Genomic DNA, 13,355 nt, shown 5'->3' with positions numbered 1-13,355 from the left:
GACCCGTTCATGCTGAAAGTCATCGCCGAAGACTTTATCCAACCCGAGCACCTGGAAACCGTGCGCCCCTGGTACGCCGAACTGGTGGAAAAAACCCGCCTGGAACCGCTGTGTATCGCCTACGATCTGTTTGTCGATCAAAAGGACCCGGGGCACTTCATTTTTATCGAGCAATGGCCCGATCAGGCCGCGCTGGATGCACACTGCCAGACGGAACACTTCACCCGGCTGGTGCCGCAGATCAACGCATACCAGGCCAAACCTTGCCGGGTGCTGTTGATGGATGCGTTCTGAAAATACCCACACCGCGCTGAACCGGACCACCGACGGCATTGATCAAACAAGGAGATTCACATGCCGTTACTGGACTTCGCCGACATCGCAGCGCAACTGCCCGCCACTTGGAAATCCACCTGCCTGGGCCAGGTCGGCCCGGCGCGGGTCAAGGTGCTGCGTATGGATGAGCAGGCGTACGCAGAAGAAACCCATGACTACAACGAAGGGCTGCTGGTGATCAGCGGATGCTTGCGCCTGAGCATCGGCGGCAGTGAAATCCGCGTGGAGGCGGGCCAGATGTACCTTGTGCAAGCCGGCGTCGCACACGCTGTGCTCGCCGGCAGCCAGGGTACGCTGGTGATCATTGACGTCTAGAGACATTCAGTAATACCCAACCTTTGCAATTGCCCACAAATACCGCCAACCTGCGCCCGCCCGACGTGCGGCGTACGACTACTTGCCCGTGCGCCTGTCATTACTAAACCTTTTGTTCAAGAGCCCGCTGCCATGCTGAACGGACGCGACCCGCGCATCGATTTTTTTCGGGGCCTGGCGTTGATCTTCATTTTCTGGGATCACGTCCCCCACAACCCCCTAGGCCAGATCACCCTGCGCAACATCGGTTTCAGCGATGCGGCGGAGGTGTTTGTGTTCCTCGCCGGCTACGCTGCGGTGCTGGCCTACGGCAAGATTTTGCAACGCGACGGCTACTGGATTGCCTCGCTGAAGATCCTGCGGCGTGCCTGGGTGTTGTACGTGGTGCATATCTTCCTGCTGGCGCTGTTGATGGGCATCGTGTTCTTCGCCAACAGCCATGTGGAAACCCGCGACCTGGTTGAAGAGATGGGCCTGACGCACTTCGTCACCCACCCGCAACAGGCTCTCACAGATGAACTGCTGCTGCGCTTCAAACCCAACCTGATGGACCCGTTGCCGCTGTATATCGTGCTGCTCGCGGGCTTGCCGCTGGTGCTGCCGCTGATACTGCGCAAGACCTGGGCAGTGGTGGCCATGTCGGCCACGGTATATTTTCTGGCGCCGTGGATGGGCTGGAACCTGCGGGCGATTGCCGATGGCGTGTGGTACTTCAACCCGGTGACCTGGCAGTTCCTGTTTGTACTCGGTGGTGCGGCGGCGATTCATGCCGGGCGCGCCCGCCCCGCCGAACAGCGGCCGCTGGTGCGCCAGCCGTTGTTCATGACGGCGGCGGTGTACACGCTACTGGCGGGCGTGCTGACGATCTCATGGCGCTGGCCCGAGGTGCATGACGCACTGATGCCGGCGTGGCTCAGCGAGCTGCTCTACCCTATCAGCAAGACCGACCTGTCGCCGCTGCGCCTGCTGCACTTCCTCGCCCTCGCCTATGTCACCGCCAAGCTGTTGCCTGGACGTGGCTGGACCGAAAATTGGCTGGCACAGCACACCTGCCGCATGGGCCGTTATTCATTGGAAGTGTTTTGCCTGGGCGTGGTACTCGCGCCCTTGGCTGACATGGTCAACGCGATGGCCGGCGATGCCCTGCTGATGCAACTGCTGACCGCCATGGTCGGCGCTGCGTTGATGGTGATGCTGGCGGTGTGGCTGGAATTCAACAAACGCCTGGATCAGTCCCTCAAGCTGGCCGCGCAGGCCCGCTGAGGTGGATGGCCCGCTGCATGCGGCGGGCCATCCCAGGCATCAGGCGGACTGCGCCGGTACCCGGTTGACATCATTGGGTTGCAGCTTGAAGGCGTAGAACAACACCGTCAGCAGCACCAGAAATACCGGGCCTACATACAGCGCGATGCGGGTGTCGGGAAAGTACGCCATCAGGCCCACCACCAGCACCAGGAACGCCAGCGCCAGGTAAGAGCTGACCGGGTACAGCCACATGCGGTACTTGAGGGCTTTCTGCTCGGTCGGGCTCAGGCTCTTACGGAACTTGAGCTGGGCCAGCAGGATCATCAGCCAGGTCCAGATAGCGCCGAAAGTGGCGATCGACGTCACCCAGACGAAGACTTTTTCCGGCACCAGATAGTTGAGTAGCACGCCCAGCAGCAGCGCGAAGATCGACAGCAACAGCGCCTTGCGTGGCACGCCATTGCTTGACGTGGTGCCAAAGGTCGCCGGGGCCTGGCCGTTCTGTGCCAGGCTGTAGAGCATGCGTCCGGTGCTGAAAATACCGCCGTTGCACGACGACAACGCCGCCGTGATCACCACAAAGTTGATGATGCCAGCGGCAGTCTTGATGCCCAGGCGCTCGAACGTCATCACGAAAGGGCTGCCCTGGGTGCCGATTTCATTCCACGGGTAAATCGACAGAATCACGAACAACGCGCCCACGTAGAACAACAGAATGCGCCAGAACACCGAGCCGATGGCACTCGGGATGGTCTTCTGTGGGTTCATCGCTTCACCGGCGGTGAGGCCGATCATCTCCACCCCCAGGTAGGCGAACATCACCATCTGCAGGGACATCAACACGCCCTGCACGCCATTGGGCATAAAGCCGCCGTGGACCCACAGGTTGGAAATCCCCAACGCCACGCCGTCATTGCCGAAGCCGAACGCGATGATGCCGACGCCGCCGATCACCATGGCAATGATGGTGACGATCTTGATCAGCGCGAACCAGAATTCGAATTCACCGAACGCCTTGACCGCGATCAGGTTGATGGTGCCCATGCTGATCAGTGCCGCCAGGGCCCAGATCCAGCGCGGCGTATCGGGGAACCACACGCCCATGTACACCGCCACGGCGGTGATTTCCGCCACGCAGGTCACCAGCCACAGGAACCAATAATTCCAGCCGGTGAGAAAGCCCGCCAACGGGCCGAGGTAATCCTGGGCATAGCGGCTGAACGAGCCGGCGACCGGGTTGTGCACGGCCATTTCGCCGAGGGCGCGCATGATTACCAGGATCGCCAGGCCGCCGATAATGTACGCCAGCATGATCGCCGGGCCGGCCATTTCAATAGCCTTGGCCGAGCCTAAGAACAGGCCGACACCGATACAGGCACCAAGGGCCATCAAGCGAATATGCCGTTCGCCGAGTTCGCGTTTCAGCGGGCCGCCTTGTGCGGTTTCGCCATGGGGCAGGTGATTGCCAGAGGGCATAGGGATACAACTCCATCTTGTTATTGGGTATGAGCCACCGAGCGAGCCTGGCCCGAACCGATAGGTGCAGGCCGCTTCAAAACCGCGCCGGTTTCGTGGACCGACGCGTCCGGCAAGGCAAGCCTGCAGGATCAGCGGGCGGGGAGTATTGCACGGTAATGGTGCATCGTCACAGATGGACGATAGGCGTAGGTGGCGAGCAGGCTTGTTGTGGTTTGCCGGCTTGTTGTGGTGAGCCGGCTTGTTGTGGCGAGCGGGCTTGTTGTGGCGAGCGGGCTTGCCCGCGTTGGGGCGCGAAGCGGCCCCAGAAAGGTTTACTCAGTGTGTCAGGCAAAACCGGTGGCAATTAAAGAGGGGGCCGCTACGCAGCCCAACGCGGGCAAGCCCGCTCGCCACAACAAGCCGGCTCTCCACAACAAGCCTGCTCACCCCACCAGCCGGCTGGCCAGAACAAGCCTGCTCACCACATGAGCCCGCTCGCCACAATCAGCAGATAAACCCTCGTGCAGTTACATCCGGATATTGATCTGCAGCGCACAGCCCCCGCCCGCTGCTAGCGTGAGTCTGTCACGCCACCCATTCCAACAGGAGCAACGGATTGCCTCCCCAACCCAACTCTCATCTTCTACGCTGCGGCAGGTTCTCTGCTGTGGGCCACGCTTACCTCGTTACGGCGGTCGTTCACCAACGGAAACCACTCTTTGCAGACTTCCACATCGGCAGGCTGCTGGTCGCGGAATTCAAGCGAACTCATGACCTGGGATGGGTCAACTCGCTGGCATGGGTGGTGATGCCCGACCATTTCCACTGGCTGTTTGAACTGCACAACGGGACCCTGCCCGAGGTCATGGGGCGAACAAAATCACGCAGCACCCTGACCATCAATAGAGCCCTGCGAACCAGCGGCGCTTTCTGGCAAAGGGGTTACCACGACCGGGCCGTTCGAGCCGAAGAAGACCTGCGCAAGATCGCCCGCTACATCATCGCCAACCCCTTGCGGGCCGGTTTGGTGGAACACATCGGCGATTACCCGCTATGGGATGCCGCCTGGGTCCGGGACGACTGCGTGCTTTGAGACGAGCTTGCGTGCCAAATGAGCTCCCGTGGCGAGCAGGCTTGTTGTGGCGAGCGGGCTTGCCCGCGTTGGGGCGCGAAGCGGCCCCAGAAAGGTTTACTCGGTGTGTCAGGCAAAACCGGTGGCAATAACGAGGGGGCCGCTGCGCAGCCCAACGCGGGCAAGCCCGCTCGCCACAACAAGCCCGCTTGGCAAACAAGCCCGCTCACCACTCAAACCCACGCTTTCAATAAACTCTCCCTGACCGCCTGCCACCGTCTAAGCTTCAACCAAGTCCGATCAATCTACGTAAATGGATCAATCGACTATGGGCGCGTTATGGCAAACCGGTTCAACCCAGGCTGCAGTCCCGACTGGCAGCCCGGATGAGCCGCCGTTGCCACAACGCCCACGCCCGCGACGACTGGGGTGGCGGCTGTTCTGGCTGGTACTGCTGGTCGCGCTGGTCGCCCTGGGGTTTGCCGTCGTGCGCGAAACCCACACCTCCCGATGGCAGGCGCGAACCTTTTCCGGGCTGGCCGCCAGCCTTACGTACCAGATGCAACCGGGCCCCAGCGATGCGCGGGTCTACCCCGGTGCCGGGCCGTTCGACAAGCGCCTGGGCTACAGCGCGCTGGGCGAGTTGCTGCCACGCTTGATCAAGCGCGATTACCTGATCCAGGCACAAGCGCGCTTCTCCCCCGACCTGATGGCGTATGCCGAGCGTGGCCTGTTTGTGCCCTACGCGGAAAAAATCCAGGCGGGTCTGAGCATCACCGACTGCCGCGCCACGCCGCTGTACCAGTTCACCTACCCCCAGCAGTTCTACCCAAGCTTCGCGGCGATCCCGCCGCTGGTGGTCAATAGCCTGCTGTTTATCGAAGACCGCGACCTGCTTGACCCCAAGCAACCGCAACTCAACCCGGCGGTGGATTGGCCACGGTTTACCAAGGCCGCATGGTCGCAGGTGGCCAAGCTGTTGCACCTGCCCGGCCAGAGCGCGGGCGGCAGCACACTTGCCACGCAGTTGGAAAAATACCGCCACTCGCCCGATGGCCTGACCGTGTCCGGTGGCGAAAAAGTCCGCCAGATGATTTCCGCCAGCGTGCGCGCCTACCAGGACGGCCCGCAAACCCTCGCCGCCCGCCAGGACATCGTGCGCGATTACCTCAACAGCGTGCCCCTGTCGGCAGTGCCCGGCCACGGTGAAGTGCACGGCATGGCCGAGGGGTTGCGCGTGTGGTACGGCGCCGACTTCGACCACACCAACGCGCTGCTCGCCGGCACCGACCCTGCGCAGTTGCCGCAGCGAGGCCTGGCCCTGCGCGAGGTGTTGTCGCTGATGATCGCCCAACGCCGGCCCTCGCACTATTTGTCCAAAGGGCACGCCGAACTGGCCAGCCTGACCGACAGCCACATCCGCCTGCTCGCGCAAAACGGCGTGATCGACCCGCCCCTGGCCGCCGCCGCCCTCGCCAGCCGGGTCACCTACCGCGACTGGCAGCAGCAACCCACGGTCCAGCCAATCGAAACAAACAAGGGCATCAGCGTTGCCCGCAGCCGCCTCGCCGCCTTGCTCAACCGGCCGCTGTACGACCTCGACCGCCTCGACCTGTCGGCCACCAGCACCTTGCAAAGCGACCTGCAGGCCCAAGCCTCCGCCTACCTCAAACACCTGGCCGACCCCGCCTTTGCCGGGCAAATCGGCCTGCTCGGCGAACGCCTGTTGACCCCAGCCAGCACGGCGCAAGTGCGCTACAGCTTCACCCTCTACGAAATGACCGCCGACGGCGCCCGCGTGCGCGTGCAAACCGACAGCACCGACCAGCCCTTCGACATTAACGAAGGCAGCAAGCTGGAACTGGGCTCCACCGCCAAGCTGCGGGTGCTCACCACCTACCTGCAGATCATCAGCGAACTGCACGACCGCTACGGCGCCCAAACCACCCCCGAGTTGAAAAAAGTCCAGGTCGACGACCAGGACCGCCTGACCCGCTGGGCCTTGGATTACCTGATGCAAAACAGCGACCGCAGCCTGCCGTCCATGCTCGACGCGGCCCTCAACCGGCAATACTCCGCCAGCCCCGGCGAGAGCTTCTTTACCGGTGGCGGCCTGCACCACTTCCATAACTTTCGCAACGAAGACAACGGCCGCAACCCGACCCTACGCGAGGCCCTGCGCGAATCGATCAACCTGCCGTTCATTCGCCTGATGCGCGACCTGGTGCGCTACAGCACTTACCAGGCACCGAACAACAGCGCGCAATTGCTCAAGGACGACAGCGACCCGCGCCGCCAGGAATACCTGGCCAAGTTCGCCGACCGCGAAGGCACCACCTTCCTGCTCAAGTTCTGGAAAAAATACCGCAACAAAGACACTCAAGCGCGGCTCGACACCTTCCTCGACAGCATGCACCCCACCGCCCAACGCCTGGCAGCCGTGCATCGCTACCTGTTGCCCAACGCCAATCAGGCCAGTTTCAACAGCTTCGTGCGCGCCCACTTGAGCAGCGTAAAAAGCCGCGAAAAACTCACCGACGAGCGCCTGGCCAAGCTCTACCAGAACTACGGCCCCGGCGCGTATGACTTGCCCGACCAAGGCTATATCGCCAAGGTGCACCCGCTGGACCTGTGGCTGATGGGTTACCTGCTGAACACCCCCAATGCGACGTTTACCCAGGCCACCGCCGCCAGCGAACACGAGCGCCAGGAGGTCTACAGCTGGCTGTTCAAGAGCCGCCATCAAAGCGCCCGCGACAGCCGCATCCGCACCATGCTGGAGATCGAAGCGTTCCTGGATATCCACCAGCGCTGGAAGAAAGTCGGCTACCCCTTCGACCACCTGGTACCGTCCCTGGCCACGGCCATCGGCAGCTCAGGCGACCGCCCTGCCGCCCTGGCCGAGCTGGTGGGGATCATCCTCAACGATGGCGTGCGCCAGCCCACGCTGCGCATCGACAGCCTGCGCTTTGCTGTCGACACGCCGTATGAAACCCGGTTGATCAACGACCCCAATCGCGGCAAACGGGTGATGCCTTCCGAAGTGGCGACCGCCCTGCGCGAAGCCCTGTCGCAGGTGGTGGACGCCGGCACCGCACGCCGCGTGTCCGGCAGTTTCAAACTGGCCGACGGCACGCCGTTGGCCATGGGCGGCAAGACCGGCACCGGCGACAACCGTATCGAAGCCATCGGCGCCGGTGGGCGGGTTCTCAGCTCCAAGGCGATCAACCGCACGGCGACCTTTGTGTTCTATATCGGCGAACATCATTTCGGCACGCTGACCGCGTTTGTGCCGGGGGCTTCGGCCCAGGGTTTCAAGTTCACCTCGGCCTTGCCGGTACAGGTGCTCAAGGGCATGGCGCCGATTCTTACGCCGTATTTGCAACCGGGCAACAGCACCCTGTGCCAGGCACTTCCCACCAGCGCCGCACGCTGAAAACAGGGTGTTAGCTATGCGCTTTATAGGCGCATTTTTCTGCTGTTTCAGTGCGGGTTTCCAGCCATTATTCGAACTTATCCAAAGCCTCGTCCCTGAATAGACTGAGTGGCAACTCTTGTTTTATTCAGGTTCTCCCATGCCAGATCCTCTTCCCCCGACGCCCGCCGATGACTTCAAAGGCGTGCATTATCAACACCTCAACAGTACGCTGCCGCGGTGGATAAAAAATGCATCCGTGGACCGCGTGCAAGCACTTAAAGACACTCCGCGCCGGACCGCTCGTCCTTATCCACAGGCCCCGAACCACCCGCAGCTCAAGGCCGCCGTCGCCGCCCAATGGCACAGCCAGAACAGCCTCGACCAGAAATTTCGCGACCTCAACGACGTCCAGGCCTTTGCCGAACCCTTACTCAAAAGCGCGCTGGTCAACTATGGCGACATCGACCTGAGGTCGACCTTCATCCGCCTGTACACCACGGCCGACCTGGCCTGGTGGGTACGTGACAGCACCGGGGGCGTGACCAGCCGCACGGTGTCCCTGCTGGATGCAGCCCTGCACAACTTTGCCGCCGCCGACAGCTTCGTCGACCATGCCTTCCTGTCGGCCGAAGACCCGCGTGGGCAACGCGACACCCTGACCCTGCGCCACCGCAGCACGGGGGCCGTGCTGACCGCCGAGCACTTCAAGGCTATCTGCCGCGCACTGGACATCGGCGCCCGCTACCAGGTACAGCTCAAAGAAGCATTGGGTTTCAACAACCGCGCCTCGGCGCGCACCCTGCGCCACGAAGTGATTACCAGCCAGAAAACCGCCCTCAGCGTCGCCGCGCACCTGGGCTTGGCCAAGGGTGATATCCAGCCAGACGCCCACACCGCGATGTTGCAACTGATCGCAGACCAAGCCGCGCACCTCGATGGTCGCCGCATCAAACCCTACACCCTGAGCCTGATGGACATTGCCTTGACCGGAATCGTGGTGTTCTGCCCCTCGCCCGACTCGCCCACCCCTCTTGGCCGCCTGTTGGCCTATGTGCCCGAAGACCCGGAGCACCCGCTCAAGGAATATCGGTCGCCTGCCGCGTTCATGCAGGAACTCACCCGCCAGTTACGGAACACCCAGGGCTATCAGCGGTTTTTCAGCCAGTTTGTGGCGCAGGCGGACCGCGGTTATTTCTTTGCCGGCCTGAAGGCCCGCCTCAGCCAGGTGCGCTGGCACCAGAAAGCCGCCACAGACCCGGGACCGACCTGGAAAGACACCCCGGTGGACACGCCCAACCTGCAGTTTCGCCTGCAAGACATCGACGACGACTACCAGAACCGCTCCAGCGTCAGCAGCGAAAACGACCTGTGGAACTACCAGTACCGGCGCAAGCTGAACAAGGTACTCAATGATGCCCAGGAGCTTGCGGTCTCCACCGCCCTGGCCGACCGGCATGCGCGCTGGGCGTGGTGGGACAACCTGGAAAAAATCCTCTCGGACATCCTCAATGCAGCGCTGCTGGTGGCCACGCCGTTTGTGCCGGTGCTGGGCGAACTGGTGCTCGTCTACAGCGCTTACCAGTTGGCCGATGATGTGTTTGAAGGCCTTGTCGACTGGTCCGAGGGCCAAGCGCTGGAGGCCACGGAGCACCTGCTCGGCGTGGTGGATAACGTGCTGCAATTGGCCCTGTTCGGCGCCGGCAGTGCTTTGGGTGCGGTTGCGCAACTCAAACTTTCAGCCTTTGTCGAAGGGCTCAAGCCGGTGCACATGCCCAACGGCACAACACGCCTGTGGAACCCGGACCTGGCGCCCTATGCGCAGAAAAACCTCACATTGCCCCGGCAGGCAACTATCGATACTCGCGGGCTGCATCACCATGAGGGCAAAGCGATTCTGGCGCTGGACAACCGCCATTACGAAGTGAAGACAGTGGACGACGACAGCCACAGGATCCCACATCCAGATCGCCCGGATGCCTACGCGCCCAAGGTGGTTTTCAACGGCCATGGCGCGTTCGTCCACGAGGCGGAACAACCGCGCAGTTGGGACAGCACCACGCTGATGCGCCGCCTGGGCCCGCGCACCCAGGCCTTCAGCGATATCGAGTTGCAACAGATGCGCCGCATCAGCGCCACCGACGACGACCAGTTGCGCGGCGTGTATGTGTATAACCAACCGCCCCCGCTGTTGTTTGAAGCCACCCTCAAGCGCTACGAGGCCCGGCAGGCGGCAACCACCGCAGTCGACACGCTGCGCAGCGGTGTGCCGCTGCCGACGGACCCGTCATCGGCCTGGTTCGAACAGACCGTCACCGAGCTGCCGGGCTGGCCCGAACATTGCGCCCTGCAAGTGTTCACCCGCGCCGACTTGAGCGGCGATTCACGCACCTACAGCAAGCCCGGCGCCACGCCGACCGCGACCCTGAAAGTCAGCCTCGGCGAGGTAATGTCCGGCCAGTTGCCGGCGCGGGTGCTGGGCTTTCTCGACGACAACGCCGTGGGTACATTGCTCGGCCGCAACCTCCCCGAAACCGAACGGCTGCAAGCAGTGCGCGACCTGCTCGCCGAGTATGTGAAGACCCAAACCGAGGACATCGGCGAGTACATTCATCAGATCAAGAACCAATCCAGCGACCCGTCTGTACGCCGGCTTCACCAACAATTGCCCGGCCTCGACGCAGGCCTCGCCCACGCCGTGATCAAGACGGCCAACCGGCTCGAAAATCAAGCCATAGGCGACAATCAACTGCCGCTACGGCTGCTCAACCAGGCACAGGAGCTGAATTTCGTGGACGATGCCAACCAGGCTTATGCGGGGTTTTATGCCGCCTGGCCAGTCACCGCCGGCACCGAACGCCTGGTGCTCAATACGCTGAAACTGCACAGCGATGCCTTCGCCGATTTGCACCTGGAAATCCGCGATCAGACATTGGACGGCCCATTGCGCGGTGAAGTCGGCCCGGCGGCTGCGTCGCGGCGACGGATTCTGGTACGCAAAAATTCCCAGGGCTATGAAGTGTTCGATCAAACCCAACAGCGCCTCAACGGGCTCAATGACCTGTATGAATCGCTGTTGCACGCGGTGCCAGTGCCGGGCCAGAAGCCCGGCCAGGGCGCCGAGCTGAAACGCTGGCTGATGGAAAAACTGGAATCCCTGGCCGAGCGCCGCCGGGTCCTTGCGCAACGGCCAATTCGCACCACGGCCGACACCCAGACCAGCCAATTGCTGCAAGGACCAGGCGCCAGCAGGCCGGCATTCTTGCCACCGACCCCGGAAGCGGCACATCACCGACAGGTGCTGGAACTGCTGTTTCCGTCAATGGACGAGGAGCGTTTGAATCACTTCGTCGAGAACATTGGCGCCGGGCAGATGCGTACTGTGGTGAACCGGCTGAGGATCGAGAAGCAACAGTTGCAGAAAACCCTCGAAAGTTGGAAGCGCACAGCCAACGGCCACCCCAAAGGCAGCCCGGCTTATCGCCAGGAGAGCGCCAGCCGGCATCATGTCGCGGATGTGCTCTATCGCTGCTGGGAAGACCGCATGACCACGCACCGCGACCCGTGGGGCCATGTCCAAGGCGGTGCGGAACTGGACCTCAGGGGTATTCTGCTACCCAATACCCTGCCTGAACTGACTGCAGGCTTTGAGCACGTCACCAGCCTGACCATGGCCGATAACCGGTTTGGTGCGGTGCACGAGCACTTTCTCAAGGCGTTCCCTTCCCTGCGCTCCCTCGACCTGGGCTACAACGACCTGCCATGGGTGCCCGAGGCCGTTGGCGAAATGCGCAGGCTGCGTTACCTCAACCTGCGCGATAACCATATACAGTTGGGCGGCCAAAGCCTTCAGCGCCTGGCCAAACTGCATCGCCTGGAAAACCTGCAACTGCAAAGCAACCCACTGGGGGCCACGCCGGATATCTCGCGCATGCCCAACTTGCGCGACCTGCTGCTGAACCAGACACAGACCACCACGTGGCCAAACGGTCTGTTTTCGCACCCGCGCAACCGCAGCTTTGTGCTCGACCTGCGTGGCAATCCGATCACCCAAGTGCCCGAGCTTACGCCCGGCACCCCTCAGGCCGAAATCATCGCCCGTGCGCGCCTGGACCGCAACGCCTTGAGCCTCGACCAGCGCGAGCGTTACGAAGCTTACCGTGTAGCAGCCGGGCTGGACCCCAACCGTACCTATGAGCCCAAGGGCGACAGCGACTATTGGCTCGACGCGATGGACCCGCAACTGCGTGAACAGCGCAAGACTTTGTGGAATGCCGTGGAGCAGGAGCATGGCTCACAGGGGTTGTTCGAGGTGCTCAAGTCGCTGGAGCGCGAGGAGTCGGTGCAAACCGAAGAAGACCGCCAGCGCCTGGCGGCCAATCGCCCCGAACTGGCCAAGCGCGTGTGGCAACTGATCCTCGCCGCCAGTGTCGACAACACCTTGCGCGAAACCCTGTTCAGGATGTCGAGCTTCCCAGGCCTGTGTGCCGATGGTGGTGCGCAGATTTTCAATGACATGGGCATTGAAGTGCTCGCCACCGAAGCACAGCGGTACTCACTGACTGACGAAGAACGGGCCGGCAAACTTGTGACCTTGGCCAAGGGTCGTGCGCACATGAAGCTCTTGGCCGAAGTGATTCAAGAAGACGTGGCCCGGCGACTCAGGCCGGTTGCCGAGGGTGGGCTGGGCCAGCGCCTGCGTTCCGATGTACGGGCGGGGGTGCCGGGGGAAGTCGACGAAGTGGAAATCTACCTGGCCTATCAGACATCCCTGGCAGAGAAATTGGATTTGCCGTGGTTGTCCGACCATATGCTTTACCGCCTGACCGCAGACGTACCTCAACCCCGCATCGATGAGGCTTACGTGAACGTGCTGGAAATGGCCGAAGGCGACGGCCTGGTCAATCAGATGCTGCTCGAACACTACTGGGAACAGTACCTGCGCGACAGCCACGACCGCGAGTATCGCGACAACGAGCTGCACTTCAGCGAGCAGCTGTTAAAGGTCGACCAACTGCAGGAAACGCAGGCCAAGTGGGCCCGCTCACAAGGTCTGGAGCCGGAGCAAAAAGAAGCGCTGAGGCACTCGCTCAAAGGCCTCGCCGATGCACTGGAGGTGCCTGAAAGTGTGGTGTTCTCCGGCAACGAAATGAGCGACGACGGCTACAACCGGCTGCTCAATGACCTCGGCTACAGCGAGAAACAATGGATGCGCCGTTTAACCCGCGAAGCCCTGGCCAACGCGGCCGGGCTGAGTAACCGCAGGGTCATCGAGTCCACCCACCTCTAATGCCATAAACAACGCCCTGTGTGGCGAGCGGGCTTGCCCGCGTTGGGGCGCGAAGCGGCCCCGGAATCCGGATGCGCTGGGTCAGGCAGAACCGGTACGCAAGCAGAGGGGCTGCTGCGCAGCCCAACGCGGGCAAGCCCGCTCGCCACGGATGTTCCGCCCACCACAAATCGCCGAATACTGAGCAACCCCTTTGTGGTGGACACCACAAATCGCCAAACACT

Annotated in this window: 7 protein-coding genes; 6 read left to right on the top strand and 1 reads right to left on the bottom strand. The window is 62.3% G+C overall.

Annotated elements, in window-relative coordinates:
- Positions 1–9 precede the first annotated feature (9 nt).
- The 3 genes from CXQ82_RS05720 (at position 10) to CXQ82_RS05710 (ending at position 1,914) form a co-directional block, all read left to right on the top strand.
- A complete protein-coding gene (locus CXQ82_RS05720) occupies positions 10–294 on the top strand; it encodes a putative quinol monooxygenase (protein ID WP_101266940.1) in 285 nt (94 codons plus the stop codon).
- A gap of 60 nt (positions 295–354) precedes the next feature.
- On the top strand, positions 355–651 hold the full coding sequence (locus tag CXQ82_RS05715; RefSeq protein WP_101266938.1) for a cupin domain-containing protein: 297 nt from the start codon (positions 355–357) through the stop codon (positions 649–651).
- 132 nt (positions 652–783) lie between these two features.
- Complete coding sequence (locus CXQ82_RS05710; protein ID WP_101266936.1) at positions 784–1,914, top strand: OpgC family protein; 1,131 nt, start codon at positions 784–786, stop codon at positions 1,912–1,914.
- A gap of 39 nt (positions 1,915–1,953) precedes the next feature.
- Here CXQ82_RS05710 and CXQ82_RS05705 read toward each other — a convergent pair whose 3' ends face one another.
- Complete coding sequence (locus CXQ82_RS05705) at positions 1,954–3,372, bottom strand: amino acid permease (RefSeq protein ID WP_101266933.1); 1,419 nt, start codon at positions 3,370–3,372, stop codon at positions 1,954–1,956.
- Between the two features lie 598 nt (positions 3,373–3,970).
- On the opposite strand from CXQ82_RS05705, the gene CXQ82_RS05700 reads away from it, so the two are divergent.
- The 3 genes from CXQ82_RS05700 (at position 3,971) to CXQ82_RS05690 (ending at position 13,131) form a co-directional block, all read left to right on the top strand.
- A complete protein-coding gene (locus tag CXQ82_RS05700; RefSeq protein WP_101266931.1) occupies positions 3,971–4,447 on the top strand; it encodes a transposase in 477 nt (158 codons plus the stop codon).
- 307 nt (positions 4,448–4,754) lie between these two features.
- Entirely contained in the window at positions 4,755–7,862 is a 3,108-nt protein-coding gene (locus CXQ82_RS05695; protein ID WP_101266929.1) for a transglycosylase domain-containing protein, read from the top strand.
- Between the two features lie 139 nt (positions 7,863–8,001).
- Entirely contained in the window at positions 8,002–13,131 is a 5,130-nt protein-coding gene (locus CXQ82_RS05690) for a dermonecrotic toxin domain-containing protein (RefSeq protein ID WP_101266926.1), read from the top strand.
- Positions 13,132–13,355 lie beyond the last annotated feature (224 nt).

It is taken from the genome of Pseudomonas sp. S09G 359 (assembly GCF_002843605.1).
In the GTDB taxonomy this organism is placed as follows: Bacteria; Pseudomonadota; Gammaproteobacteria; order Pseudomonadales; family Pseudomonadaceae; genus Aquipseudomonas.
Note: the sequence above shows the minus strand (reverse complement) of the source record. Positions and strands in the feature narration are given on the sequence as shown.